We start from the raw sequence: 25,600 nt of genomic DNA on the forward strand, positions 1-25,600 counted from the left end.
ACAATGTTTGTTGCATCTGCGTATTCGTGGCATATTAACCTTGTGGTAACCATGGCGAGGCGATCATGCGACGAGGCAAATGCCTCCTCAAAGGTGGACTAGACAATGGTTGGGCACGCCCGGCCGGTTGAACGGGGTTACAGGGAGCGATCAGTGACGGACATCCGAGCCGTAGATGGCGGAATGCCCCGAACGCGTGTTCGCAAGGCACTATCAAAGCAGGCAATTCGCATCATCCTTTACGCGCAGTTGGTGATGCTGGACTGCGCAGCCGTGATTTCCGGCTTTTCCCTCATTGGCCTGATTCGTGGCCAGCAGTGGATTTCGCCTGCGGGCGTGAACATCGGCTATCTGCTGGTGCCGCTCTATGGCCTGCTGGCGATCAACCGCGGCGCCTACACCATCGACGCACTCGGCTCGCTGGCGGAAAGCCTGCGCAGATCGCTCACCGCGCTCTTCATGACGATGCTGATCATCCTGATGTTCGGCTTTTTCTTTCACGCGCAGGATGCCGTGTCGCGCGCCTCGTTTGCGGCTGGGATCTGCGTCAGCGGGCTTTTCGTCTCCATTTCGCGCATTGCGTTCTATTATTACACGCGTAATCGCACCGGCGAGCGCCTGACCGACGAACTGCTGATCCTCGACGGGCTCCCTTATAACGGCCTCTATCACGGCAATGTGATCGACGCCGCCGCCGAGCAGATCGAGCCGGATTTGCACAATCCACGTATGCTCTCCCGGCTTGCCAGCTATCTCCATGGCTTCGACCGTGTTGTCGTCGCCTGTGCACCGGAGCGGCAATATGCCTGGTCGCTGCTGTTGAAGGGTGCGAACATCCGCGGCGAAGTGATGCTGCCCGAATCCAACACGCTCGGCGCAATCGGCCTTTCTGCCTATCATGGCAATGATACGCTGGTCGTCTCGCGCGGGCCGTTGAGCATGGCGAACCGGGCCAAAAAGCGCGCGCTCGATCTGGCGATAACGGTCCCCGCGCTGATCGCTCTTTCGCCGCTTTTCCTCGTCATCGCTATCGCGATCAAGATGGAGAGCAAGGGGCCGGTCTTCTTCCGCCAGCAGCGCATCGGCCGCTCCAACCAGCTATTCAATATCCTCAAATTTCGCAGCATGCGCGAGGAGATGTGCGACGCCGACGGCAACCGCTCTGCCGCGCGCGACGACGAGCGCATTACCCGTGTCGGCGCGTTCATCCGCCGCACCAGCATCGACGAACTCCCGCAGCTCATCAACGTGCTGCGCGGCGACATGAGTCTGGTTGGCCCGCGCCCGCATGCGCTTGGTTCGCTCGCCGGGGACAAGCTGTTCTGGGAAATCGACGAGCAATATTGGGTGCGCCATGCGTTGAAGCCCGGCATCACCGGCCTCGCGCAAATCCGCGGCTATCGCGGAGCGACCATGCAGCGCGAGGACCTGGAAAACCGCCTTAGCGCAGACCTCGAATATGTGCACGGCTGGCGCCTGTGGCGCGACATCTCGATCCTGTTTTATACGGCGAAGGTCGTCATCCACCGCAACGCATTTTAAGCTTTAGCGCGTTGGAAGGCTCGCCAGATAGTGGCGTAGATAGCCGATCAGCGCGGAGGGGTCTGTAGTGGCGCAGAGGGGTTCGCGCGAAGCCAGCGCAGCGAACGCCGACGTAAACTCCGCATCGGTGTCCGCTGTCTCCAGCAACCCGCGATCCCGGAATGCGCCGGTGATTTCGGCCTGATGGTCATCATAATGCTCGCCCAGAGCGAAGCGGCGCGGCACGGCTATCAGGCGGCAGCCCTCGCGCAGCGCGGTGATCAGCGACCCGGTGCCGCCGTGGCAGACGACATAGTCTGCATCGTGCAAAATCTGCTTCACGGTATCGAAGGGCAGAGTCTCGTGAAACGCGATTCCCGGCGGCGGGCTGGCAGGAATGCCTCCCTCCCCAGTCTGGACAATGACCTCATAACCATCGAGCAGCCCGCGCTCTGTTGCACGAATGACAAGATCGACCAGGCGGGGGAATTTCAGCGTCGCGCCTACAGTGGCGAACAGCAATTTTTTCTTCGGCGGCCGGGGCGTATCGAGGATTCGGAACGGATCGAACACCACCGCTCCCGGCCAGTGTCGCGCCGAGGCCTCAGCCTGCGCGATCCGTACATGCGCCAGCGGCCCGGCAATCCGGGCGAACGCGGACGGGCGATCGAACCGGGCAAAGCTGTCTATGAGCAAGATCCTGGCTCCACGCAGCCGCGCCCACAGCACCGTGAACACCATCGACCCAGCACCGGTGGTGATGACCACATCCGGTTTGTGCAGCGCAACAATCCGGAACGATTGCAAGCAGTTGCGCGCCGCATTCCACACCATCTTGAACGGCGCACCCAGTTTTGCCTGCCCCAGCGCAACGTGGGACACAAACGCGCCCGGATGCTTCTCGGCAATCGAGCGCCCGAGCGCCGTATCCTCGGTCACGAATATATGGGGATAGTCTTGCCACAAAGGCTCAAGATCAAGTATCTGCCGCACATGACCGCCGCCCGAAGCCGCCAGACACAAGCGAGGCCCGGTTCCAGTCATTTCCGTGCTTTCGGTCATGATTTACTCTTTTGATCAACCCGGCGTGTATAAAGCAATGGTTTACGAGCTTTGCCGCAGAAGCGAGGCGATTTATAGCAGCAGCGATTCGTGCCGAAATGCGGCTGTGTATTTGCCGCGATAGAAACAAAGAGGCAATCATGAAAACCTTGGGTGTCATTCTTCTTCCCTCCCTCGCCTTGCTCGCCGCCTGTGGTGACAAGGAGGCCGCGGCACCGACAGGTCAGGTAGCGGCCACCGTCAACGGCAAGGAGATCACGGTCATCGACATCCGCCATGAGGCGGGCACCGCAACGCCCAGCAAGGAGCTGGAAGAGGCCGCGCTGCGTTCTCTGATCGTGCGCCAGCTGCTGGCCGACGAGGCTGTGGAGGAGAAGGTGGACCAGCTGCCCGCGACCGCGATCATGCAGGAAAAGGCACGGCAGATGGTGCTCGTCGACGCGCTGACCAACCAGATTCGCTCCACCGCGCCCAAGCCCTCGCGCGACGAGGCGCAACAGTTCATTGCCAACCACCCGGCAAGCTTCGATCAACGCCGCATTTTCCTCGTCGATCAGATCATTATCCCGACGAGCACGCCCGATCTGGTGAAGGCGATCGAGCCGCTGGATACGATGGCTCAGATCGAACAGCTGCTCAACAGCCGAAAGGTGCAGTTCCAGCGCGCCGTAGGCAGCATCGACGCGCTGAGCATTGATGCCGATATTGCCGAGAAAATATCGCAGCTGCCCGAGAACGCCGTGTTCGCCTCGCCCGAGAACGGCGTGATCCGCATCAACCGCATCCGAGAGGCAGTGATCCAGCCGATCAGCGGTGAGGCCGCAATGTCGGTCGCAATGACCCAGATCGCGCGGCAGCGGTCCGAGGCGATTGTCGCCAACAAGATCCAGAGCATATTGGATGCGGGCAAGGCCAAGGTGAAATACAATGCCGCCTATGACCCCGCCGCCAAGATAGGCGCGAAGGTTCCGGCGGCTAAATGAGCGCAACACAGCCGAAACAGCAAAGCCGCCCGGCTGCGCAGGATGGTGACCTGTCCCATTTATGCACAGCGCGCACTATGCGTGGCGCGACGAATGGTCTAACGAGAGCGACGATGAACCCAAAAAGTGGGGAGAAAAGGGTGCGTAACACAGTTATTTTCCTGTCGGGAGCGAGCCTGATCGCGGCCCTTCCCACGCTGGCGCTGGCGCAAGCGGGCGGCGGTGCGGGTGCGGCGGGCGGAAGCCAAGGCCTCAGCATCAACGCCTCTGCGCAGCTGCGCCACGATTCCAATATTGCCCGCACCAACGCGGCCACGGCCGCGCAGCGTGGCCTGCACCGCAGCGATCAGAAGTTCTCGCCCTCGGTCAATCTGAGCCTTGGCAAGCCCTTCGGCCCGCACAACCTTACGGTTTCGGCCAGCGCGGGCTATGACTTCCACCGCCATAACGATCGCCTCGACCGTGAGCGCATCCAGGGCGCAGCCGGGCTGGCACTGAATCTGGGCGTCTGCGCGCCGACCTTCAACGGCTCGATCAGCCGCCGCCAGAGCGAACTGGGCGAAGTGGCCGACACGTTCGGCAATGTGCAGACTGTCGGCAACGCCGAAACATCGTGGAGTGTTGGCAGCACGGTCTCGTGTGGCAAGAGCTTTGGCCTGCGCCCCACCGCGGGCATCACATATCAGGACAACAGCAACAGCAATGCGCAGCGCCGGGGCACAGACAAGCACATTACCAGCTACCAGCTCGGCCTGGGCTATGTGCACCCCTCGATCGGCGACATCCAGCTGTTCGCGCAGCAACGCGATCTGCGTTTCGACGACAAGACGCTGCAACGCGGCAACCGCCAGCGATCCTACGGCGTGAGCTTCACGCGCAACCTCGGGGCGCGCCTTACCGGAAACGCCTCGATCAACTGGACGAACGTGAAACCGCTCGACCCGAATGTGCGCTCGTTCAAGGGCGTCAACTGGTCCGGCAACCTGTCGCTGAAGGCGACCCCGCGCATTCAGGTGCAGGCCTCGCTCGGCAAGTCGATCACCTCATCGTTGGCGGTGGACTCAAACTATAACATCAGCACCAACTATGGCATCAGCGCCAGCTATGCCGTCAGCCCGCGCATAAACTTCAACACCGGCTATTCGCACACCAAGCGCCGGTTCGAGGGGAACCTGGGCTTTTTCGCGCCTGGCACCGCGCCGGTCAACCTGCTGACGAACGACAAGAAGGACAGCATATTTGCAGCTGTCGATTATCTGTTCTCTCCTAAGCTTAAGTTCATATTGAATGGTGGACATGATGCGCGGAGCGCCAATGCGGCATTCTATGACTACAAGAACAACTATGTGGGACTGACAGCGGAATTGTCGCTCTAGGCCTCAGATGGTTGTCCAACAGTATGAAGGTGGACGAGACATGTCACTTACCCGTTCGATGATGTTCAAGACGAGCATGGCCTTGAAGGCGGTGTCGCTGTTCCTGGTCTTGATATTCGGCGGCACGATGCTCGCTCATGCACAAGTGGCGCCTGCTGCGCCGCAAGCAACGGCCCCGGCCGCACAGCCGTTCAGCAGCGCGCCGACGGACGATGCCTATGTACTGGGTGCGGGTGACGTCATTACAGCCGAAGTGCTGGGCCGCGCAGAGTTCAAGACCCAGGTTCAGATACAGACAGACGGCACGCTTCAACTTCCCTTCCTCGGCACGGTGAAGGCGGCGGACATGAGCGTGCTCCAGTTCCGTGAATCGGTGAAGAACGCACTGAAAAAGGGCGGCTATTATGCCGATCCCATCGTCAATATCACCGTTGCCAACTATGCCAGCCGCTATGTGGTCGTGCTCGGCGATGTCGGCAGGCCGGGCATGGTCCCGGTGGACCGCAACTACCGCGTGTCGGAGATTCTGGCGCAGGTTGGCGGCCCGCGTGACAGCGGATCGGACTTCATCATGCTTCGCCGCACCACGGGCGAAGAAATTCAGCTGGATATCCGCAAGCTGGCTACCGGCACGACCGAGGAGGATCCCTTCGTCAAGCCCGGCGACAAGCTGTTCGTGCCCAAGGCCGAGACTTTCTACATCTATGGCCAGATAGCGCGCCCCGGCACGCTCAAGATCGACACCGGGATGGACCTGCGCCGTGCCATTGCGGCGGCGGGCGGGCTGACCACCATGGGGTCTGAAAAGAAAATCAAAATAACCCGCGATGGTAAGGATATTAAGAAATTTCCGCTATCAGGCGCGATCAAGAACGGCGATGTCATCTACGTAGGCGAGCGCTTCTTCTAGAAACCGGGGCAGATCATGAGCTTCTTGCAGTTTTTCCGTATCCTCTGGGCCAGACGGGCGCTCATTCTGCTCAGCGTGCTGGGAGCTGTCGCTGCCGCGACCATCGTGGTGGTGCTCGCACGCCCGCGTTATGAGGCGACCACCCGTATCGAGCTCGACCTTCTGAAGCCGGACCCGGTCACCGGGCAAGCCATCGCTGGTCGTTCGACGCCCGACTATGTGAAGACGCAGGTTCAGCTCATGCAGGACTATAAGGTCGCCGGGCGCGCGGTGGACATGCTCGGCTGGCAGAACTCGCCCCGCATGGCGGCCAACTATGCCCGGCGCGGCCCGGGGGACAAGCGTGACTTCCACCGTTGGCTCGCGCAGCCGGTGATGGACAATACCAACGTGGTCTGGCTGTCCGGGACCAGCCTCATCGCGATTTCTTACACGTCATCTAACCCGGACACGGCTGCCAAAATGGCGGATACGGTGCGTGACGCCTATATCGCGCAGGTACTGGCTACCAAGCGCGAATATGCGATGAAGAACGCGAACTGGTACTACAAGCAGGCGGACGAAACCTACAAGAAGCTCAGGAAAGCCGTCGAACAGCTAACCGCCTTCGAGAAAGCAAACGGCATAATCCTGGCGGATGATGCCAGCGATCCTGAAATGGCCAAGCTCAAGATGCTGGCACAGGCCGCGCCGGCAGCGCAGGCCGCAGCGGGCGCCTTCATTGCCCCTTCGACCGTGCAGGTTGCCTCGCTGGAGGCTCAGATCGCGGCGCAGTCGAAAATTCTTGGCCCCAACCACCCCGATCTCCAGACGCTGCGGAGCCAGCTTGCCACCGCGCAGTCGGCGGTCGCTCGGGAAACCGCGATGGCCCGCTCCGGCAGCGCGCCGGGCGGTCCCTCCGCCTCCAGCATGCTGTCTGCGCAAACGCAGAAAGTGCTTGCCCAGCGTGGCAAGGTGAGCGAGGCGCAGCGCATGGCGACCGACGTGCAGGTACTGCGCTCGCAATATGACAAGGCGCTGCAAAAGGCCGCTGATTTCGAGCAGCAAGCCCAAACCACCGAGTCCGGCGTAAAGGTTCTCGCCAATGCTGTTGTGCCCCGCGCGCCCGATTTCCCGAACATTCCGCTGATCATTGGCGGTGCGCTTACTCTGAGCGCGGCGTTCGGCACGCTCGCGGCGTTGATCATCGAGTTGCTCAACCGTCGCGTGCGCGGAGCTGAAGATCTGATCAACAGCGGCCTTCCTGTCGTCGGCACCATGGGTCATACACCCGATGCCCACGAGCAGGGCCTGCTCTGGAGAATATTGGGCATTCGTGCGCCACAGTTCGCGAGGGCAGCGCAATGACGCAGGTAGACATGCCCCCGAGGGAAGAAAGTGAAGCTATGGTCGAACAACAGGTCAGCGAGCAGACCGACACAGGCATGGATGCCACAGCGGCTGTCGATGCCCCTGCCGGTCCTCTGGTGATCGACGACAACGCCCAGACCGTAATCGGGCGCAGCGGCTTTCGCTTTTCGCGCAAGATTGTCGCGCTCTCGGCGCCCAATTCGATCCAGGCGGAAAGCTTCGGTTCGCTCCAGACCCACCTCAAGGCAAAGCATATCGGCGATGGACGCCGCTCGCTCGCGATCTGTGCCGCGACACAGGGCGTCGGCACATCCTTCGTTGCGGTCAACCTCGCCATGTCTTTCGCTATGGCAGGCCTCAATACGATGCTGATCGATGCCAACATGCGCTCGCCAAGTCTTGAGGATTACATAGCGCCCGACAAAGCACCTGCAGGCCTTCGCCAGTGCCTGGGCGACAATGATGTGGAGTTTGGTGATGTCATCCAGGCCGATGTCTTCCCCAACCTCTCGCTGATCTATTCCGGTGGCGTTGCGCCCAATCCGCAGGAGCTGCTCGCCAGCCGCGCGATGAGCGAACTGCTTGATACCTGCCTGCGCGACTATGATGTCACCATCGTCGACACCCCCCCGGGCAACAGCTCTGCCGACGCCCGCCGCGTCGCGATGGCGGTGCGCTATGCGATGCTGGTGGCCAAGAAGGACAGCAGCTACGTCAGCGACGTGAAGCAGCTCGCCGACGAACTCACGTCCGACCGTGCGACGGTGATCGGCACCTTCCTCAACGATTTTTGACCGAGGGGCAGCAGGGCCGTGGGGGCAATGAGGGCGCAAGGCCGATGACCGCGTCTCCCATAACGGAAACGGAAGCGCCCTCCCCGTCAGGCAATGCGCCATGGTGGAGTGCTGCGATCCTGCGCCATTGGCCGCTGTGGGCTGGATTCTTCATCCTGCTGGTGCCGACGCTCGCCGGTCTGGGCCGCGAGGTCTGGTCGATGGAAATCGGCGCGCATGGGCCGATCGTGCTCGCGACAGGATTGTGGCTGATCAGCCAATGCCTGTCCGATATGCGCGCGCGCTGGCAGCCCGCCAACGCGATGGTGGTGGCGCTGATCCTCGTGCTCGCCCTGCCCGTTTACGCCTTTGGTCGCGCCTATGACTTCATCAGCCTCGAGGCGCTGGGCGTGTATGGCGCGATGCTGGCACTCGCTTACCGGCTGGCCGGATGGAACGCGCTGAGGCACAATTTCTTCCCGTTCTTTTACCTCGGCTTTCTCGTGCCACCGCCGGGCTGGCTGATCGACCAGGCGACCGCGCCCCTGCAGACACTCGTATCCACGGTGGCGACCGGCATCTTGCAGCCCTTCGGCTATCCGATCATGCGCGAGGGCGTGACCCTGTTCGTGGGCAGCTATCAGTTGCTGGTGGAGGATGCCTGCGCAGGCATGAACAGCATCGTCGGCCTTACGGCGATCACCCTGTTCTACATCTACCTGCTCCACCGCGCCTCGTGGCGCTATGCGCTGCTGCTCGTTGCGCTTATCATTCCGGTGGCGATCATTGTGAACATCATACGCGTCATGGCACTGATATTGCTCACGTATTATTTTGGTGACGGCGTGGCGCAGGGTTTTCTGCACGTAACCACCGGCATCGTACTGTTCACCGTGGCACTGGCGGGCATGTTTGCGCTGGATTGGCTGTTGCAGCGCGTGCTCGGCAAAATGCTGGGTGCGACCGCATGATCGCGCGGCGGGATCTCCTGATTGGCGGCGCCTGCGTCGCGGCGCTGGGCGTGGCCGAAGCTCTGCGCCCGCGCACGCTGCTCACGCTGATGCCGCAGCAGACGCTGACCAGCCTCGTGCCCAAACAGATTGGCTCGTGGACGCTGGGCGAAGGCGGCGACATCGTGGTGCCGGAGATACCGGGCAGCCTTTCCGACCGGCTTTATGCCGACACGCTCACGCGGCTTTATATCAATGCCATGACCGGTGCGCAGGTGATGCTCCTCATCGCTTATGGCCGCGCGCAGAGTGATATCCTCCAGCTCCACCGGCCCGAAAGCTGCTATCCCGCCATCGGCCTCGCCATCCAGTCCCGCCGCAACGATGACATCGCGCTGGGCAAGGGTGCTGCAATTCCGGCCGTGGCGCTCACGGCGGGCGAAGGCATCCGCATGGAGGACATCGTCTATTGGACGCGGCTCGGCGAATATCTGCCGCGCACGGCGGGCGAGCAGCGGCGCGACCGGCTGAATACCGCGATGGACGGGATCGTCAGCGACGGCGTGCTGGTGCGCGCGTCGACCCTGCGGCCGGGGCCGGACGCCGCGCCGGGATATGGCATGCTGAATGGATTTCTGGCGGAGCTGGTAAACGCGATCCCCCAGGCAAGCAGGCCGGGCTTCATCGGCACGGAGCGCGCCAAGGCGCTGGCCTGATCCCTTAGCGCAGCATCGGTGGCACGCCGCGCTCGCCCCTGATCCCTGCCCACCAGCCCGAGAGCGCATAGCCCCACTGCCGCCAGGCACCGCGCGCGCCATAGCGCAGCGACAACAGCGCCAGCGTCGCCACAGCAGCGACCGGCAGGCGCCAGGCGGAAATATCGCGAACGACGTGCAGCTTGTTGCGCTCGTCCATATAGATGGGCAGGCGGTTGCGCGCCTTGATCGCGCCCGCAGAGCCGGTGGTGCTGCCCTGATCGTGCCGCACCCGCGCATCCGGCGCGAATCCCAGCTTTACGCCCATCTTGCGCGCACGCAGGCCCCACTCCACTTCCTCGCAATAGAGGAAATATTCGTCGCGCATCAGGCCAGCGCGTTCGACAAAATACCGGTCCACCAGCATGGAGGCACCCAGCACATAGTTCATTTGCGCTTCGATGGCAGCGGGGTCTACAGGATCACTCACCCGCGCGCCCATGCCGATAGAAACAGCGCGCGCGAGCCAATAGCGCCAGTGCCCGCCATAGGCCTGCACGCGCCCGGAGGCGTCATGCAACACGCCGCCGACCATATGGCAGTCCCCGCGCCGCAATCGCTCCACGAGCGCGGCCAACGCCCCGGCATCAGGCGCCGTATCGGGGTTGACGACCCACCAAGCGGCGGCATCGGGCCGGGCACGCATCGCGAGGTTGACGCCGCCAGCATAACCAAGATTGCCGGGCGCGAGCAGGCACTCGACTTTCTGACCGCCCGGCAAACTCTCCGGCAGCGCCGCCTTGAGCTTGCGGAAAGCGTGCTCGCCGCCATTTTCGCAGATGACCACATCGAAATCCGCATAGGTCGATTGCGCCAGTGCGGAGAGGCACCCGGCTATTTCCTCTGCATTATGGAACCCGACGATGCAGATGCTGACCGGAAAAGGCGCGGCGCTCATGCGTGGTGGCCGCCCCCGCGCAGCACGATGCGATGCCCCTCGACAAAGCGCCACAGCCGAATGGCGGCCAATGTGCCCAAGGCGGAAAGCCGCTCGCCAAAGCTAGGCACGCGCCTGTCTGTGAGGATGCGCAGCGCGTGGACGGGGATGGCGGGCAGTTCGAGCCACGTCTTGGCAATCCACTTGAGCGCCGACCCTCCCCCATCACGGCTCAGAGCATAGCGCTCGGCGCAGATGCGCCGCCATTTGCCCTTCAACTGCGCCCAGTCGGCGCGTGCCGGATGGCCGACGATGGCGTCCGCTGCATAGCCAATGCTGTAACCCATATTCCGTGCGCGCCAGCACCACTCATTGTCCTCGGAAACAGCCGTGCGGAAGGGGCCGACCTTGAAAAACAGATCGCGCGGGCAGAAGAGATTGGCGGTGACGGTGAAATGCAGGCGCTTCACATAGCGTTCATTATCGAAGGCGAAGACCGTTTCGAATGCCTCTGCTCCGCTCATCGGCCGCCCGCCCGGCACCAGCACGGTCATGCCGCCGCCCAGGAAATCAGCACCCTGCCCCAGCGCAGCAACGCCACGTTCAAGCCATTCAGGGGCTGGAACGCAGTCGCTGTCAGTGAACGCGAGAATCTTGCCCTGTGCCGCTTCGGCCCCGGCATTGCGGGCGGGGCCTGCGCCGGGCGTCATGGCGGTGACAATGCGTGCGCGACCCGCGACCGCCCGCTCCACCGCGGCCATGCCGCACGGAGAGTTGTTGTCAGCCACGATAATCTCAAACGCGTCGCGCGGCATTGTCTGTTTACTGATCGCGGCAAGGCAGCGATCCAGCCGTTCCAGATCGTTGTAATGCGGAACGACAACGCTGATGCCCGGAGCCAGGGAGGAGGCGGAGGTCATTGCCCGGCGCCCGCCCAGTCCGGTTTCCGGCCTGCGCTAGTCCATGCTTCCACGGACGCGGCGGTGGGATGAAAAACGAGATCGGGGTTGGCGCGCACGAGCTGCTTCAGGGCCGGTGGATCGAGCTCCCACCAGCGGCTGGCTTCCAGCGCGGCAATCAGGTCCGGCGTGAAGCGGTCTCGCAGCTTTTTCGCCGGATTGCCCGCGACGATGGCATAAGCGGGCACATCCTTCGTCACTACCGCGCCTGCCCCGATGATCGCGCCGCGCCCCACATGCTTGCAGCCAGGCAGGATCATGACGTTGTGGCCGATCCAGACATCATCCTCGATCACGAGCACATCGTCGTAAAAGATGTCCTGATCCACCACACCGAATTTGCGTTCATAGAGCGCAGGGTGCGTCGTCATGGCCTCAAAGGGGTGATTGATGGGCGCGGAGCGGACGGTGTTGGCGAGCGAGCAATAGCGACCGATGCGGATCGGCCCCGGCATGCGCCAGCGGTCGAAGCAGCCATAGCTGTACAGCCCGACGTCGATGCGGAAACGATCACGGAAGTATGCGCGCAGGGGTGCGCTGTCATGCTGACGGCGGGACCACAGCTTGATCCTGAATTTTTCGATGAGCGATGCCAGCACGGCGCTTTCCCGGCAGCGTCAGGCGCTTTGTGTTACCGCATATTTATCGAGCAGCGCATCCAGGAGCTTGGTATTGCTCTTTTCGCCCGCGAAGTGGGACTGCGCCAGCTCGATCCAGAGGTAAACGGGCACGCCCTCCTCCCTGAAATGATAGGCGCCCGCAGGGTCGTTCTCCAGCGGCTCCAGCAGACCATAGTCCTGCTGCATCTTCTGCATGAAGGCGAGGCCCTCGCCCGGCTTGCGGATCACCTCATCGGCCTGGCTCGGCATCAGGCGGCCGCCATAATGCAGCGCGAGGCGCGCCAGCAGGCCAAGATTGGTGCCATGCCCCTCAGCCTTGGCACGGGCGGTCTGGAACAGGCTGAGGCTGGAGACGCGGTGGCGGATTTCATCAACCGAGTGATTGATCGCATCCGCGACGTCGCGTCGTTCGACCATATTGGCATCGCGGTCCACCGCCGCGAGACCGGCATGCTGGCTCAGCAGGCTGGCGATATAGGGCGAGCCATAGGCCACGGCGCTGATGAAGGCGATGGCCTCGCGATCGAATGTGAGGCCGCAAATCTTCTCACCGTTGTGGATCAGCTCCTCGATCTCGGTGTTCGACATGTTGGGCACCTGATAGCCCAAAATGTTACGGCGGATCGACGGGATATGCTCGATCAGCTCGGTAAGGTTCGCGGCGACGCCCGCGATCACAAGCTGGAGGCGGCTGGAACGGTCCGACAGGTTCTTGATCAGCTCCGCGATCGAGCGGCGGAATGCGGGCGAATGCGCGCGATCGAACTCGTCGAGGATCACCAGCACGCGCGTGTTGGAGACTTTCGAAAACAGGTCGCTTATCTGCGGCACGGTGAGCGTACCCTCGGGCAGCAGATCCGCCAGCGAGCGTCCGCTCTCAATTTCCGAGGACGTGGGCGCATAATCGGCGTGGTAGAGCAGCGGAATATCGCGCGCGATGGAACGCATCAAATCGCTGAAATGCGTTTCCTCGCCGCAGGACGCATAGCGCACGATATAGCGGGCATCCCTGGCAAGCTGGGCCAGAATGTGCAGCAGCGATGTCTTTCCGATGCCACGGTCGCCGTAGAGCACAACGTGCAGGCGCTGATCCTCGATCGAGCGAATAAGCGTCTTCAAAACTTCGGAGCGCCCGGCGAACATACGGTGAGAAAGCACTGGCTGAGACGGCGTGAAGGCATTGCGCAGGTGGAAACGCACCCGATCGAGCGCGGTACGCTTGCCGGTGCTGCGAATCTGGTCTCCAGCGGTGCCTTGAAAGCGAGGCAGCTTGTCGTCCTGACGATCGCGGTTGCGACCGCCCATGGACAGGCGGGGCACCATCTCGCCATGGTCCTGATCCAGCGCATCAAAGCGCCTTTTGCGCGTTGAAAACCAGTTCTGCCAGCCCATTACATTACCCTTCCATGACATCGGACGACTTGGTTATGCCAAATACAACGAATGTCTTACCGTATAGTATCCGCTATTCCCTTCGCAGACGCAACAGAAACAGCTCCGCATCGCGCAATTAGCTGGGCAGGCGCGGCTTAAGCACAAACCACACATAACCAGCGACTGCCGCAAGCATGAGAATTGCGAGCGCACCCATCCCCTCGTTGCCGAGATAGTTGGAAAGCGCGCAGCCGATGGCCGGAGGGAGATAGTGCCACACCGTATCCGGCGGCTCATCCATTGATGAGCGCTGAAGGAACAATACGATCAGGCCCGCAAAAGCCAGGATTGCAAGCCAGTCATACATCGTTTCCATCAGCGCACGGCCCCAAATTGTAAATTGTCGTCATAAAAAACGCTTCGTCGCAAAAAAAACACGTCGCCCTGCGTCAAAACCGCCCGACGAACTTGTGCTGCCGCATCAATATACCCTAGTGATGAATATCTCATAACAAAATGCCAATCTGGCAATCAGGGCGCGGCACAACAGGGAAATTTGACGGAAACGAGATGGCTTTCCCCTCTGTTGACCCGCGCGCGCTGTTAAAACGTCATTTTCAGTCTTTCATGTCGCTGGCTATTCGCGGCGGCTCCGTTGCGTCCGGCTTTCTGATTACCGTCCTGATCGGCCGCCTGTTTGGCCCAGAGGCGAACGGTCACTATGCGCTGATCACCCAGACCGCGATGTTTCTGTCCGTAGTCGCTGTGGGGGGCATAGACCTCGCGGTCACGCGCAAATTCTCTGCTGCAGTCGCACAGAATATCCGCATCGAGCGCCGCAGCCTGCTTAAGGTTATCGCCTATTCGCTGATGTTTACCGGGATATTGGTGGTGATCCTGATCAATGGCGGCACGCCGATCATGAAACTGATCTTCAAGGGCGAGGTGCCGCAGGACGCGATCCTTGTTCTCATCGTCATCATGATTTCACGGACACTGACCCGCATGCTGGGAGCGGTGTTGCGGTCTCAGAAGGTGTATATCTGGGGTCAGAGCATCGAGGTGCTGTTGATCCCGACGATCGTGCTGATTTACATCGCGGCGGGAATGGCGCCGGGCGTCGAACAGGTATTGTGGATGACCGCAGTCACTGGAATGCTGGTTGGCACAGCGGCATTCTTCACATGCCTACCCTATAGCACCAACGAGCCGGGCGCACTGCACGTACCGATGCGCGAGATATTGAAGGTCGCGGTTCCCTTGTGGGGCGTGGCTATCTTCCTCAACGTGGCCGACTGGTATGGCCTCGCCACCGCGTCGGCCGTGCTTGGCGTCTACGAGGCAGGATTATATCGCGTTGCAGCGCAAGTAGCGGGCGTGCTCAGCATCATCACCATGGGCCTGTTCAGCGTGTTCTCTCCGCAATTCGCCGAGGCTCATGCCGGCGGAGACATGCGCAAGCTGGCACGCCTCGCCGCATCGGCAACTCGCCTGTCCGCCTTTTTCTGCCTGCCGGTGGCAGTGCTTATCTTCGTTTTCGCCGGGCCTGTGCTGGACCTGTTTGGGCCGGAATTTCACCCGGCGACCACGGTGTTGCGGGTCGCGGTTGTCGGCCAGGCGATCTATACCATGACCGGCCCGTCCGGGTTAATCCTGGCGATGACGGGCCATGAACGCACCAACCTCATCCAGACGATCGGCAGCACCGCACTTTTGCTGGTAAGCGCGCCGATCGCCGCGCGCTATGGCGGACTGCTGGGTATTGCGGGCTGTCTTGCTGCGGTGATAATCGCGCGCAACATCGTGAGCATATGGTCGGTGCGACGCCTTACCGGCATCAATGTGTTTACCGGCACGATAAAGCCGATCGAAACGCCAGCGGTGGCCTGAGCCACCCGCCGAACCTCCCTCAGCGGTTAAGCAACGGCCGCCACCAGTTTTCGTTGGTCAGATACCATTGCAGCGTCTGCGCGAAGCCTTCCGCGAAGGTGCGGCGCGGGGCATAGCCCAACTCAGCGCGCGCCTTGGTTTCATCGATGGCATAGCGGCGGTCATGCCCGGCGCGGTCGGTGACGAAGGTCTTGAGGCTGTCAGACGGCTTGCCCTGGGCGGCGGGGGCCTGCGGGAAACGCGCCGCGAGGGACGGATCGGCCGCGAATGCGCGGTCCACCGTAGCGCAAATCTCCTCGATCACGCGCAGATTGGGCAGCTCCTGCCCACCACCGATATTATAGGTTTCGCCGGGCTGGCCGTTGAGGATAACCTTCTCGATGCCATAGCAATGATCCTCGACATGCAGCCAGTCGCGCACGTTCATCCCATCGCCATAGATCGGCAGATTGCGGCCATGCAGGCAGTTGAGCAGAAAAAGCGGGATCAGCTTTTCAGGAAATTGATAAGGGCCATAGTTGTTCGAGCAGTTGCTCGTCGTGACGTTGAGGCCATAAGTGTGATGATAGGCGCGCACGAGATGGTCTGACCCGGCCTTGCTCGCCGAATAGGGCGAGTTGGGGGCGTAGGGTGTCGTCTCGCTGAAGGCGGGATCATTCGGGCCCAATGAGCCATAGACCTCGTCTGTGGAAACATGATGGAAACGGTGCGGCTGGCCGGTGCCGCTGTCCAGCCACAGCTTGCGCGCGGCTTTCAAAAGGCTGTGCGTGCCGATCACGTTGGTGGTGACGAACGCATCCGGGCCGGTGATCGAGCGATCGACATGGCTCTCGGCGGCGAAGTGGACGATGGTGCGGATGCCGCGCTCGGAAAGGAGCCTTTCCACGAGCGCGGTATCACAGATGTCGCCCTCGATCAGCTCGACGCGATCCAGCCCTGCGATATTGGCCGGGTTACCCGCATAAGTGAGCGCATCGAGCACCGTGATGGTGTCATCCGCGTGATGTTCGCGCCAGTAATGCACGAAATTAGCGCCGATAAACCCGGCGCCGCCGGTTACGAGCAATTCAGCCATGTGTTTTGATTTCCTGTAGCATTTTGCGCAGATTGGCGCGCCAATGAGGGGCCGGGCTGCCCAGCGCCGAAAAGGTGCTGCTCTTGTCCAGCACCGAATAATGCGGACGGGTGGCGGGGGTGGGATAGTCGGCGGTGTTGATGGGAATAATCGGCACCGCGCGGCTGAGGAGGCCAGCTGCAAACCCCTCCTCCTGGATCGCGACGGCGAAGTCATACCAGCTCGCCACGCCGCTATCGGTATAATGATGGATGCCGGTGATACCCTTCGCGCTCAAGGCCCATAATGCAGCGGCGAGATCAGGCGCGTAGGTTGGCGTGCCGATCTGATCCGCGACTACGCGCACCTCATCGCGCTCTGCCATCAGGCGGAGCATCGTGCGGACGAAATTATTGCCCTTGGGCGCATAGACCCATGCGGTGCGGACGATGAGTGCGTCAGGGCCGGCGGCCTGTTCGCCCGCCAGCTTGGTGCGGCCATAGGCGCTGACCGGCGCGGGCGCATCGGATGGCTTGTAGGGCACACCGCTCACGCCATCGAACACGAAATCGGTCGAGACATGGACGAGGCGGGCGTTGTGGGCGCGGGCGGCATCAGCGAGGTTGCCGACGGCTTGGGCGTTGATCCGTAGCGCCAGTTCCTCCTCGCTCTCCGCCTTGTCCACCGCCGTATGCGCGGCGGCGTTGAGGATGAGGTCGGGCTTATGCTCGCCAACGAAGGCGGCAACGGCATCCGCGTCGCAGATGTCCAGCTCCGCTACATCGGTGCAGATCAGCTCCGCGCCTTGCGGTGCCGTCTGTTGCAGCGACCAGCCCAGCTGGCCGTTCGCTCCGGTGATCAGCGCCTTCATGGAAACGTCACCGCTTGCGCTAATGGCTTGCCCGCCACATCCTTGGCGGAAAGCTGAGGCTCTATGCCATCGAGCGGCCATTCGATGCCGACGGCAGGGTCATTCCAGAGCAGGCTGTGCTCATTGGCCGGATCATAATAGCCGACGCATTTGTAGAGAAAATCCGTGCCATCCTCGAGGCAGAGGAACCCGTGCGCCATGCCCTGCGGTACCCACAGCATGCGCTTGTTTACAGCGCTGAGCTCCACGCCCACCCATTTGCCGAAGGTCGGCGAGGACTTGCGCATATCGACAACGGCATCGAACACCGCGCCAGCGGTCACGCGTACCAGCTTGCCCTGCGGGCCGGGCTGTTGATAGTGCATGCCGCGCAGCACGCCGCGAGACGAGCGGCTGTGATTATCCTGCACGAAATCGAGGTCCAGCCCGGCTTCCTTGAAGCTGCGGGCGTTCCAGCTTTCCATGAAGAAGCCGCGCTCGTCGCCGAACACCTTCGGCTCGATGATCAGGACGCCGGGAATAGCCGTCTCGATCAGCTCCACTTCGCGCCCCCTTCAAGCAGCTTGAGCAGATAGGCGCCATAGCCGGATTTGACGAGCGGAGCGGCGACGCGCTCCAGCTGGGCGTCATCGATGAAACCCTTGCGCCACGCAAGTTCCTCCGGGCAGCAGATCTTGAGCCCCTGCCGTTCCTCGGTGATGCGGACATAGTTGGCGGCGTCAATCAGTGAGCCATGCGTGCCGGTATCGAGCCAGGCATAGCCGCGCCCCATGATCTCCACATTCAGCTCGCCCGCCTCCAGATAAAGCCGGTTGAGGTCGGTGATTTCCAGCTCTCCGCGTGGCGAGGGCTTGATGGCGTGGGCATATTCGACCGCCCTGCCGTCGTAGAAATACAGTCCGGTCACCGCATAGTTGGATTTAGGCTGAGCCGGCTTTTCCTCGATGGTCTCGGCCCGGCCGTTGGCATCGAACGACACGACACCATAGGCAGTCGGATCATTGACATAATAGCCGAACACCGTCGCGCCGCTCTGCCGCCCCGCCGCGTTGTCCAGCAGTTCGGTGAGGCCATGGCCGTAGAAGATATTATCGCCGAGGATCAGCGTCGACGGGTTGGTACCCACGAAGTCCGCGCCGATATGATAGGCCTGCGCGAGGCCGCCGGGATCAGGCTGCACGGCGTAAGTAAGCGTAAGGCCCATGTCGGATCCATCGCCCAGCAGCGCCTGAAAAGCGGCCTGATCATGCGGTGTGGTGATGATCATGATCTCGCGGATGCCGGACAATATCAGCACCGAGAGCGGGTAATAAATCATCGGCTTGTCATACACCGGCATCAATTGCTTAGAGACCGCCTTCGTCAGCGGATAGAGCCGCGTGCCCGATCCGCCCGCGAGTATTATGCCTTTGCGCATGATGTGATCAGTCTCCAGTGCAGTCCGGTCAGCGATTCGTCTATGCTGCGTGTGCTAAACACTCCGTTACCGCGCGCAAGAGAAGATATCCATTCACGCGCTGGCTGCCGCCGGACGCGCGACAGGTTCAGGGCGCTTGTCAGGCAAAAGGTGACCGACCAGCTTCTCCTTCGGGCCAAAGGCGATGGAGCGCCCGTCTTTCATCAACAGCACGAGATCGACCGAAGCGAGCAGTGAAGGGCGATGCGCAACCGCAATGACGATGGCGCCGCGCGCCCGCACATCGGCAATCGCGCTGGCGAGCGCTTCCTCTCCAAGGCTGTCGAGGTTCGAGTTCGGTTCATCCAGAATAATGAGAAAAGGATCGCCATAGAGCGCGCGGGCTAGGCCGATGCGCTGCCGCTGCCCGCCCGAAAGCGCGCGGCCATCCGCACCCACCGGCGTGTTATAGCCATCGGGCAGATGCAGGATCAGGTCATGCACCCCCGCCAACTCTGCCGCCTTGATGATATCCTCAGACTGGGCGTCGGGATCGAACCGGGCGATATTCTCCGCCACGGTGCCGCCGATCAGCTCGACATTCTGCGGCAGATAGCCGATATGGCGCCCCAAAATCTCCGGCGGCCATTGCGTAATGTCCGCTTCGTCGAGTCGCACGGCGCCGGCATTAAGCGGCCAGATCCCCGCCAGAGCGCGTACCAAAGTCGATTTACCGCAGCCGCTCGGCCCCAGGATCGCCAGCGCCTCGCCAGCGCGCAATCCGAACTTCACGCCCTGCACCGTCAGCCGGTCCGTACCGGGAGGGCCGAGCGTCACATCATCGGCAAACATCGTCTTTTCGGGCGCGGGCAGCATATTGGCAGTAGGGAATTCGGGCATGGCGAGGATCAGCGACTTGAGACGTGCCCAGCCCTGCCGCGCGCCCACAAACCCGCGCCAGTTGGCGATTGCCGCCTCAACGGGCGCGAGCGCCCGCGACGAGAGGATCGAACTGGCGAAGATCACGCCGCCGCTTGCCTCATGGCTCATCACCAGCAGCGCACCCACGGTCAGCACGCCGGATTGCAGCACCATGCGAAGGATCTTCGTCAAGTTACTGAGACTATTGGCAATAGCGTTCAGCTTTTCTTGCGCGGCGAGGAACTGGCCGCTGGTGGTGCGCCAGCGCGCGCCGATGCGCCCCTCCATGCCCAACGCGCTCAGCACTTCGGCATGGCGGCGGGTGATGTCTGCCACTACCTGCCGGTTACCCGCCAGCTGCATCAACTTCTGGTTCTTTTCCGAGGTCAGACGCTCGGTCAGGAACGTGAGGAACACCAGGATCGCTCCGCCGACCAACACGGTGATGCCGAGATAGGGATGCAGGAGAAACAGGATGATGATGAAGAACAGCATCCACGGCAGATCGACCAACGCGGACGGCCCCGGTCCGGCGAGAAACTGGCGCAGCTGATCCAGATCGCGCATCGGCTGGAGGCTGTCCATGCTCGTCTGCGTGCGCGCCATCAGGCTCATGAGCTTGTGCACATCGGCGCTGAGGTCCACATCGACCGCCGCCGAGAAATGAAGCAGCACCCGGCTGCGGATGAAGTCCAGCACGCCTTGAAAGGCATAGGCCGCGAGACAAAGTATGGCGAGGCCGACAAGCGTGGGAATGCTGCCGCTCGGCAGCACCATATCATAGACCAGCATCATGTAGAGCGATCCGCTCAAGAGCAGGACGTTGAGCACTGCGCTCAGCACCGTCGTAGCGATCATCGCCCGGCGGGCATGGGCCAGCACCAGCGCCAGCCGCTGCTTCGCCGCGTCTCCTTGTACCCAGCCCTCGACGCTCATGCGCGGTTTCCCGATCCAGGAGGGGTTATGGCAGAACGCACCGTCATGACCTCAAGCATTAGGGGCGAAACACTATCACGACAAGCATGTTACGGCGCGATGACGCGGCCGCAGCCTCGCTCGTCCATATGCTCCCGCAGCGACGCGATCCAGCGGCTGCCCCAAGGGACGATGCCGATGCCCATCGGCCCGAAAGCGCTTATATCGAGGATGGCGATGTCCGGGTGTCGGGTGCAGAGCCGGTCCACCCGCTCGCGCGTCAACCAGCCGATGTGCATCACCACCGGCCCACCCAGCGGATCGCTGCCCGGCCCGCGCACGAGGTCCGTCACGTAGCGTCCGCCGCGCGGATCGACCAGCACCACGTCCGCCCCACTCGTCATGATGCGCCGGTGAACCTCGGCATAAGGCGCGACATAATCATGCGCGCGCGCCATCAGGAAGCTGCCGGTCAGCAAAGCGATGAGAACGGAGGCACTGAGCACGCGACTGTCTGGTCGTTTGACGCTCGCCCAGCCAAGCCCCGCGAGCAGAGCGAAGCTGCCGATAAAGCCGTGGAGATAGCGATAGCCCCAGCCATAGCCGGGGTCGATCGCGAGCGCCGCCATGCCCAGCGCTCCCAGCCCCAGCGGCAGCGCAACGCGCTGTCCCCGCAAGGCCGCGCGCCATCCGATGCGCCACAGACTGATGAGCGCGAGCGGTACCAGCAGCAGGTTGTTCCATGCGAAGAAGCGGCTCATATAGAGCAAGGGCCGCCATTTCTCGAGCCGCTCGGCCAGGCTCTGCATCTTGTCCGCCACGCCTGCAGAAGGGCGCACATCGGCTGCTGGACCATAAAGGTCTATCATCAGGCCAGGCCACAGCTTGGCCCAGATGACGATGGCAAGCCCGAGAATGATGGCATGGAAGAGCAATGCGCCCCAGCGTCTGCCCAGAGCGAACCACAGCAGAAACGGCGTGAGGAACACAAGCGGGTAATGATATTGATGCAAGCCCGCGAGCAGCAGCGCCGTGATCCCGGCGCCCAGGTGCCCCAGCCTGTCCCCGCGCAGGACCAGCGCCAGCCATACCATGTTCAAGGCGAAATGCCCGGTCATCGCATAGGGGGTCATGCCGGTGACGAGCAGTTGCGCCGACGTGAGCGCCATCAGCATCGTCACCGCCACGGCATCAGGGCGATCCGGCATGATGCGCAGCGCCGCGCGCCACAGAGCGAACAGGCCAAGCGCGAGCAGCAACGGACCGGCGAGGTTGGCGTCTCCCAGCCAGCCGCACAGCGCGCGGAAGGCGGAATTCAGGGGCAGATAGGCTGAATTCCAATACTTGTCCGCCCCGAAGGGCGAGAAGAACTCCGGCATGATGGCGCGGCGATAGTCAAGCCATTCGGGCGGGATCGGCCGGGCTAGCCAGCCGTCCTGCATCGCCTTTGCCGCGAACTCAGCCACTTCCTCATCGCGCGAGAGGCTGTAGTTGCCGAACAGCCAGTATCTCCCGGCCCATGAAGCGAGTCCAAACGGCGCGATCAGGATACCGACGATCCGCGCCTGTCCTCCCCAGCGCCAGCCGCCGTTGGGAACCCAGCGGAGCGCCAGCCCGCCGAGAAACAGCGCGCCGCATCCCATTGCCAGCGCGGGCAAATCCTGCGCCTTGAAGAAAACATGCCCTATGGTGCGGCCCTTTAGCCATTCCACTTCCACGCCCCAAGCCGCGACCAGCCAGAGCGCGTAACAGACCGCACTTATCAGCATCAGCCAGGAGACGCGGCCCCGGGTCATGCGCTGGTTGCGCCCTCGCCCGCAAGATCGGCGCGAAGGAAAATGCCGTCCATCTCGACCAGCAGCGGGAAATGCCCCTTGTTGTTGGCGAAGAATGCGTTGGGAGCATAGCCGCACTCCTCAAGATAGCCGATCATCGCCCGGTAATCGACCGCACCCTGATATTGCGGGCGGACGGCAAGCTCGCTCTGCAGGCCGATCATATCGCCAAGCCGCTCCCCCGCCCCTTCGCACACCGCGCGGTCATGCCCCTGCGTATCCATCTTGAGGAAAGGGCGGGCGAGGCCATGCGGCCTGAGCAACTCATCCAGCATGCCGTCCAATCGGCGGCACTGCATCAGCACCGTCTTTTCAACGCGGTTGCGGCTCTCGAAGATCGGATCGAGGCGCTCGGCGGGCTTGGCGATGGAGCTGAACTGATGCGCGGCCATGATGTGGAACTCGGCCGTGCCGTCGAAGTCCGACAAGGCCATGTTGAACACATGCCATTTCGGATCGCGAGCGGCTTTGGCGGCAAGGATGGCGAATACATCGGGGTTCGGCTCGAACGAGAAGATATGCCCGCCAAAGCCTCCATCTTTCCGAGCCGAGAGCGCATATTGCCCCTCGTTCGCGCCGACATCGATCAGCGCGTCGATGGCGAACGCTTCAAAAAAGCGGCGGAGCGCAAGGATTTCGGGATATTGGTGGACGCGCCCTGCCAAGCCAAGCCGGATCGCCAGCCAGCGTCGCTCCAGTTCCCGCCTTATCCGCCCCGCACTCATTCCTGCCTCATGGTTTTGATTGCCTGTTCATAGACCGCGAGCGTGGCGTCGGCAGCCTGCCCCCAGTCGCCCATCGCTGCCCGCACCGCCTGCGCGCCTCTGCCGAGAGCAGCGCGCGCGCCACCATCCGCCACCAACGGCCCGAGTGCACCGGCCAACTCGCCCACATCCTCAGGCGCGCATAACCGCACCGCGGACTCATCCAGCGCGGCGAACATCCCAACCCGGCTCGCCACCATTGCCTTGCCATAATGCAGCGCCGAGAGGAACGCCCCGCTGCTGTCGATATGGCGATAGGGAAAGGCGATGATGTCCGCGCGTTGGAGATGCGCGTCGAGCCGTTGCTCGGTGAGGAAGCCTAGGTCCAGCACCAGACGATCGCCGAAGCCCGCTTCGCGTATTCTTCCAAGCAGCGGCATAATGTCCATGAAAGGCTTGCCCGCCACCCCGAGCTCAAACACAAGCCCCGCCTGCCAGAGCTGGAGGCACGCCTCTATCAGCAGATCGAACCCTTTATATGGGCGGATCGTGCCGAAGAACAGGATGCGCGGTGATCTGGGTTGCGGCACGGCGGCGAGGTCCGCCTCCCCCGCACGGGCAAGCTCCATCGGGGGGTGCGGCACTACACGCAGACGGTCTGGCGCGATCCCTTGTGCGATCATCGCCTCATAGGTGGTCTGCCCATGCACGATCAGCGCGTCGAACATATCGAGCAGCGCGCGATACCCCCTGCCCTGCGCGCCCGCATCGCCATGATAGGCGGAGGCGTTGTGAACCGTGTGCACCAGTGCGGGCCGACTCTCTCTCGCCCGAAGCCGTTCGATCAAACGCCGATCCGCCGGAGGAAAGGGCAGCCATTGCGCATGGATGACATCGTCCGCGCGCAGATTTGCGATGTTTCCCCCCGTGGCGGAGGCCATATATTCCGCCGCCTTGAGCGCGCGAAAGGCTGTGCCCTCACCAAGAATGCCTCGCAACCGCTCGGACTGGCGGAAAAAACGCGGGACATAGGTGTAGGTCTCCGGCGCAATGGCGTCTGTGGCGCGCATCGGGCGGCCGAGCAGGCTCACCTCATGGCCCGCTCGGCCCAGCGCCGCGCACAGGCCATCGTCATAACGCCCCGTAAAAAGCGAAGGATCGAGCATCGCGATTTTCATCGGGTGCCCCGGATGAGTCGGCGCATCGCGATGACGTGCAATATGGCGGCCCCGATGAAACACAGCGCGTAAATGGTCATGAAGATCATGCCGGTCCCGGTGCCCGGATGCCCCGCCTGCATTGCCATCGTTAGCGGAGTCGTCAAAATCGACCCCGCCAGAAAGGGCAATGACTGTCGCAGTAGCGGCCCGAACCGCCCGAGCGCGCCCTGCACATAGACCGACACACACATCACGGCGAGCGCCAGAAGAAGCGCGCACAGCAGCAGCAGTTCGCTCCACTCCAGGCTGACCTTCCCGGCATACAGATGCGCGAAGACAGCCTGCCCCGCGACGAGCAGCAGCACGCCCGCGCAGGCGGCCACCCCCATGCCTACTGCCGCCGCCCGTCGGAGACTCCGGCCAAAGCTTTCGACATCGTGCACGAACCAGCTGTGCGTGAGGCGTGGCAGCGCACCCTCTATCGTCGCGCGGATCGTTGTGCCCACCGCGCGGATGATCTTGAACGTGAAATCAAAGAGGATCAGCAGGCGGCTATCGTGGGTGAGCGCCGCGATCAGGAAATAGGGGCTGTTATAGGCTGCCACCTCGCTCAGAGTCAGCGCCGCCGATGCGCCGATATCGCGCAGATAGGTGCGTCTGACATGCCCGCCGCCACGTCTCCATGCCAGCCAGTGCCCCACGCGCATCCCGGCCCGCCTGTGGAGCAGCGCCATACCCAGAGCCGCCCCGGCAAGGTTGATGAGCAGCATTGCAACCACCGAGGTGAACAGACCCGCCCCCGCTAGCACCGCGAAGAGGGCAGCCAGGCCTGCCACGCGCCGGGCGATGTCCGTCAACTCCCAGACGAGATTGCGGTCGACAGCAGCCAACGCTCTTTTTGCAAGCAACAACATGATGTTGAGGGCCGAAGCGAAGAAGAATATGAGGAATATGGCAGGCATACCGGTGCGGATCCAGCCCAGCAGCATCGCGCACGCGACCGCCGCTCCGCCCGCCACGATCAGGCTCGCGAGGAACAGGAACAACACGCCGATCTCTTCAGGGCGAAAGTCGCTTTCCCCCGCGCCGTCCGCCCTCCCCAGCCAGTGCCGCCGCAGCCGCGTGTAGATGACGTTGGTGATTCCGAACTCCGCCGAAATGGTGAAGTTGTTGAATGCGATCAGCAGCAGGAACGCGCGGAACTCCGCTTCCGGCAGCACGCGCACGAATACGTAGGTGACGGCAAAGCCCCATAACATCGACAGGGCGACCCCGCCGAGCTTGGCTAGGGTCAGCACCCGCGCGGATCGCTCCCCCGCAGCGACGAATGCGCGAACCACCCCC

General features: G+C 62.4%; 24 protein-coding genes. 9 read left to right on the forward strand and 15 right to left on the reverse strand.

What is annotated here, in order from left to right:
- The first annotated feature begins 153 nt into the window (after nucleotides 1–153).
- Nucleotides 154–1,542 (forward strand): exopolysaccharide biosynthesis polyprenyl glycosylphosphotransferase, encoded by a 1,389-nt coding sequence (locus tag OOT33_RS06155; RefSeq protein ID WP_307749124.1) that lies wholly within the window; start codon nucleotides 154–156, stop codon nucleotides 1,540–1,542.
- 3 nt (nucleotides 1,543–1,545) lie between these two features.
- On the opposite strand, the gene welK is transcribed toward OOT33_RS06155, so the two are convergent.
- Nucleotides 1,546–2,583, reverse strand: coding sequence for a beta-1,4-glucuronosyltransferase WelK (welK, locus tag OOT33_RS06160; protein WP_307749125.1), 1,038 nt, complete (start codon nucleotides 2,581–2,583; stop codon nucleotides 1,546–1,548).
- Nucleotides 2,584–2,723: 140 nt separating this feature from the next.
- Between welK and OOT33_RS06165 the strand changes: the two genes are divergently transcribed.
- The 7 genes from OOT33_RS06165 to epsI all read left to right on the forward strand — a co-directional run bounded on the left by OOT33_RS06165 (nucleotide 2,724) and on the right by epsI (nucleotide 9,641).
- Entirely contained in the window at nucleotides 2,724–3,566 is an 843-nt protein-coding gene (locus OOT33_RS06165) for an EpsD family peptidyl-prolyl cis-trans isomerase (protein ID WP_307749126.1), read from the forward strand.
- A 140-nt stretch (nucleotides 3,567–3,706) separates the two neighbouring features.
- Complete coding sequence (locus OOT33_RS06170) at nucleotides 3,707–4,942, forward strand: outer membrane beta-barrel protein (RefSeq protein ID WP_307749127.1); 1,236 nt, start codon at nucleotides 3,707–3,709, stop codon at nucleotides 4,940–4,942.
- 40 nt (nucleotides 4,943–4,982) lie between these two features.
- Entirely contained in the window at nucleotides 4,983–5,852 is an 870-nt protein-coding gene (locus OOT33_RS06175; protein ID WP_307749128.1) for an SLBB domain-containing protein, read from the forward strand.
- A gap of 15 nt (nucleotides 5,853–5,867) precedes the next feature.
- The gene (locus OOT33_RS06180; RefSeq protein WP_307749129.1) at nucleotides 5,868–7,199 is read left to right on the forward strand and encodes a Wzz/FepE/Etk N-terminal domain-containing protein; all 1,332 of its coding nucleotides are present in this window, start codon (nucleotides 5,868–5,870) and stop codon (nucleotides 7,197–7,199) included.
- 38 nt (nucleotides 7,200–7,237) lie between these two features.
- Nucleotides 7,238–7,996: a polysaccharide biosynthesis tyrosine autokinase gene (locus OOT33_RS06185; RefSeq protein WP_307749130.1), complete on the forward strand. Its 759-nt coding sequence runs from the start codon at nucleotides 7,238–7,240 to the stop codon at nucleotides 7,994–7,996.
- 44 nt (nucleotides 7,997–8,040) lie between these two features.
- Nucleotides 8,041–8,946: an exosortase V gene (gene xrtV, locus OOT33_RS06190; RefSeq protein ID WP_307749131.1), complete on the forward strand. Its 906-nt coding sequence runs from the start codon at nucleotides 8,041–8,043 to the stop codon at nucleotides 8,944–8,946.
- Entirely contained in the window at nucleotides 8,943–9,641 is a 699-nt protein-coding gene (gene epsI / locus OOT33_RS06195) for an exosortase-associated protein EpsI, V-type (protein ID WP_307749132.1), read from the forward strand. Before xrtV ends, epsI begins: the two co-directional genes overlap by 4 nt.
- A 4-nt stretch (nucleotides 9,642–9,645) precedes the next feature.
- Here epsI and OOT33_RS06200 read toward each other — a convergent pair whose 3' ends face one another.
- The 5 genes from OOT33_RS06200 to OOT33_RS06220 all read right to left on the reverse strand — a co-directional run bounded on the left by OOT33_RS06200 (nucleotide 9,646) and on the right by OOT33_RS06220 (nucleotide 13,877).
- Nucleotides 9,646–10,578 (reverse strand): glycosyltransferase, encoded by a 933-nt coding sequence (locus OOT33_RS06200; RefSeq protein ID WP_307749133.1) that lies wholly within the window; start codon nucleotides 10,576–10,578, stop codon nucleotides 9,646–9,648.
- Nucleotides 10,575–11,477, reverse strand: a complete 903-nt coding sequence (locus OOT33_RS06205) for a glycosyltransferase (protein ID WP_307749134.1) — start codon at nucleotides 11,475–11,477, stop codon at nucleotides 10,575–10,577. The genes OOT33_RS06200 and OOT33_RS06205 overlap by 4 nt, the downstream gene beginning before the upstream one ends.
- Nucleotides 11,474–12,115, reverse strand: a complete 642-nt coding sequence (locus OOT33_RS06210; RefSeq protein WP_307749135.1) for a CatB-related O-acetyltransferase — start codon at nucleotides 12,113–12,115, stop codon at nucleotides 11,474–11,476. Before OOT33_RS06210 ends, OOT33_RS06205 begins: the two co-directional genes overlap by 4 nt.
- A gap of 18 nt (nucleotides 12,116–12,133) precedes the next feature.
- Nucleotides 12,134–13,528, reverse strand: a complete 1,395-nt coding sequence (locus OOT33_RS06215) for an AAA family ATPase (RefSeq protein WP_307749136.1) — start codon at nucleotides 13,526–13,528, stop codon at nucleotides 12,134–12,136.
- Nucleotides 13,529–13,646: 118 nt separating this feature from the next.
- Nucleotides 13,647–13,877 carry an XrtV sorting system accessory protein gene (locus OOT33_RS06220; protein ID WP_307749137.1) on the reverse strand — a complete coding sequence of 77 codons (231 nt, stop codon included), beginning with the start codon at nucleotides 13,875–13,877 and terminating at the stop codon, nucleotides 13,647–13,649.
- Between the two features lie 260 nt (nucleotides 13,878–14,137).
- On the opposite strand from OOT33_RS06220, the gene OOT33_RS06225 reads away from it, so the two are divergent.
- Entirely contained in the window at nucleotides 14,138–15,400 is a 1,263-nt protein-coding gene (locus OOT33_RS06225; RefSeq protein ID WP_307749138.1) for an oligosaccharide flippase family protein, read from the forward strand.
- Between the two features lie 19 nt (nucleotides 15,401–15,419).
- Here the strand turns inward: OOT33_RS06225 and rfbB are convergent, their stop codons facing one another.
- From rfbB to OOT33_RS06270, 9 genes are all read right to left on the reverse strand, one after another.
- On the reverse strand, nucleotides 15,420–16,475 hold the full coding sequence (gene rfbB / locus OOT33_RS06230) for a dTDP-glucose 4,6-dehydratase (RefSeq protein ID WP_307749139.1): 1,056 nt from the start codon (nucleotides 16,473–16,475) through the stop codon (nucleotides 15,420–15,422).
- Nucleotides 16,468–17,325, reverse strand: a complete 858-nt coding sequence (rfbD, locus tag OOT33_RS06235) for a dTDP-4-dehydrorhamnose reductase (RefSeq protein WP_307749140.1) — start codon at nucleotides 17,323–17,325, stop codon at nucleotides 16,468–16,470. Before rfbD ends, rfbB begins: the two co-directional genes overlap by 8 nt.
- A complete protein-coding gene (gene rfbC / locus OOT33_RS06240) occupies nucleotides 17,322–17,867 on the reverse strand; it encodes a dTDP-4-dehydrorhamnose 3,5-epimerase (RefSeq protein WP_307749141.1) in 546 nt (181 codons plus the stop codon). Before rfbC ends, rfbD begins: the two co-directional genes overlap by 4 nt.
- The gene (gene rfbA / locus OOT33_RS06245; RefSeq protein ID WP_307749142.1) at nucleotides 17,858–18,742 is read right to left on the reverse strand and encodes a glucose-1-phosphate thymidylyltransferase RfbA; all 885 of its coding nucleotides are present in this window, start codon (nucleotides 18,740–18,742) and stop codon (nucleotides 17,858–17,860) included. Before rfbA ends, rfbC begins: the two co-directional genes overlap by 10 nt.
- A gap of 93 nt (nucleotides 18,743–18,835) precedes the next feature.
- Entirely contained in the window at nucleotides 18,836–20,578 is a 1,743-nt protein-coding gene (locus OOT33_RS06250; RefSeq protein ID WP_307749143.1) for a type I secretion system permease/ATPase, read from the reverse strand.
- Nucleotides 20,579–20,667: 89 nt separating this feature from the next.
- Nucleotides 20,668–22,353 (reverse strand): MFS transporter, encoded by a 1,686-nt coding sequence (locus OOT33_RS06255; RefSeq protein ID WP_307749144.1) that lies wholly within the window; start codon nucleotides 22,351–22,353, stop codon nucleotides 20,668–20,670.
- Nucleotides 22,350–23,117 carry an FkbM family methyltransferase gene (locus tag OOT33_RS06260; protein WP_307749145.1) on the reverse strand — a complete coding sequence of 256 codons (768 nt, stop codon included), beginning with the start codon at nucleotides 23,115–23,117 and terminating at the stop codon, nucleotides 22,350–22,352. The genes OOT33_RS06255 and OOT33_RS06260 overlap by 4 nt, the downstream gene beginning before the upstream one ends.
- Nucleotides 23,114–24,274: a glycosyltransferase gene (locus OOT33_RS06265; RefSeq protein ID WP_307749146.1), complete on the reverse strand. Its 1,161-nt coding sequence runs from the start codon at nucleotides 24,272–24,274 to the stop codon at nucleotides 23,114–23,116. The genes OOT33_RS06260 and OOT33_RS06265 overlap by 4 nt, the downstream gene beginning before the upstream one ends.
- Nucleotides 24,271–25,596 carry a hypothetical protein gene (locus tag OOT33_RS06270; protein WP_307749147.1) on the reverse strand — a complete coding sequence of 442 codons (1,326 nt, stop codon included), beginning with the start codon at nucleotides 25,594–25,596 and terminating at the stop codon, nucleotides 24,271–24,273. Before OOT33_RS06270 ends, OOT33_RS06265 begins: the two co-directional genes overlap by 4 nt.
- Nucleotides 25,597–25,600 lie beyond the last annotated feature (4 nt).

The organism is Sphingobium sp. DEHP117 (assembly GCF_030867385.1).
Lineage (GTDB): Bacteria > Pseudomonadota > Alphaproteobacteria > Sphingomonadales > Sphingomonadaceae > Sphingobium.

Bases quoted from the DNA above. Each gene is read 5' to 3' on its own strand.
- welK (WP_307749125.1), bottom strand. From the start codon at position 2,583: ATGACCGAAAGCACGGAAATGACTGGAACCGGGCCTCGCTTGTGTCTG.
- OOT33_RS06165 (WP_307749126.1), top strand. From the start codon at position 2,724: ATGAAAACCTTGGGTGTCATTCTTCTTCCCTCCCTCGCCTTGCTCGCC.
- OOT33_RS06175 (WP_307749128.1), top strand. From the start codon at position 4,983: ATGTCACTTACCCGTTCGATGATGTTCAAGACGAGCATGGCCTTGAAG.
- OOT33_RS06180 (WP_307749129.1), top strand. From the start codon at position 5,868: ATGAGCTTCTTGCAGTTTTTCCGTATCCTCTGGGCCAGACGGGCGCTC.
- OOT33_RS06185 (WP_307749130.1), top strand. From the start codon at position 7,238: ATGGTCGAACAACAGGTCAGCGAGCAGACCGACACAGGCATGGATGCC.
- xrtV (WP_307749131.1), top strand. From the start codon at position 8,041: ATGACCGCGTCTCCCATAACGGAAACGGAAGCGCCCTCCCCGTCAGGC.
- epsI (WP_307749132.1), top strand. From the start codon at position 8,943: ATGATCGCGCGGCGGGATCTCCTGATTGGCGGCGCCTGCGTCGCGGCG.
- OOT33_RS06200 (WP_307749133.1), bottom strand. From the start codon at position 10,578: ATGAGCGCCGCGCCTTTTCCGGTCAGCATCTGCATCGTCGGGTTCCAT.
- OOT33_RS06205 (WP_307749134.1), bottom strand. From the start codon at position 11,477: ATGACCTCCGCCTCCTCCCTGGCTCCGGGCATCAGCGTTGTCGTTCCG.
- OOT33_RS06215 (WP_307749136.1), bottom strand. From the start codon at position 13,528: ATGGGCTGGCAGAACTGGTTTTCAACGCGCAAAAGGCGCTTTGATGCG.
- OOT33_RS06220 (WP_307749137.1), bottom strand. From the start codon at position 13,877: ATGTATGACTGGCTTGCAATCCTGGCTTTTGCGGGCCTGATCGTATTG.
- OOT33_RS06225 (WP_307749138.1), top strand. From the start codon at position 14,138: ATGTCGCTGGCTATTCGCGGCGGCTCCGTTGCGTCCGGCTTTCTGATT.
- rfbB (WP_307749139.1), bottom strand. From the start codon at position 16,475: ATGGCTGAATTGCTCGTAACCGGCGGCGCCGGGTTTATCGGCGCTAAT.
- rfbD (WP_307749140.1), bottom strand. From the start codon at position 17,325: ATGAAGGCGCTGATCACCGGAGCGAACGGCCAGCTGGGCTGGTCGCTG.
- rfbA (WP_307749142.1), bottom strand. From the start codon at position 18,742: ATGCGCAAAGGCATAATACTCGCGGGCGGATCGGGCACGCGGCTCTAT.
- OOT33_RS06250 (WP_307749143.1), bottom strand. From the start codon at position 20,578: ATGAGCGTCGAGGGCTGGGTACAAGGAGACGCGGCGAAGCAGCGGCTG.
- OOT33_RS06255 (WP_307749144.1), bottom strand. From the start codon at position 22,353: ATGACCCGGGGCCGCGTCTCCTGGCTGATGCTGATAAGTGCGGTCTGT.
- OOT33_RS06260 (WP_307749145.1), bottom strand. From the start codon at position 23,117: ATGAGTGCGGGGCGGATAAGGCGGGAACTGGAGCGACGCTGGCTGGCG.
- OOT33_RS06265 (WP_307749146.1), bottom strand. From the start codon at position 24,274: ATGAAAATCGCGATGCTCGATCCTTCGCTTTTTACGGGGCGTTATGAC.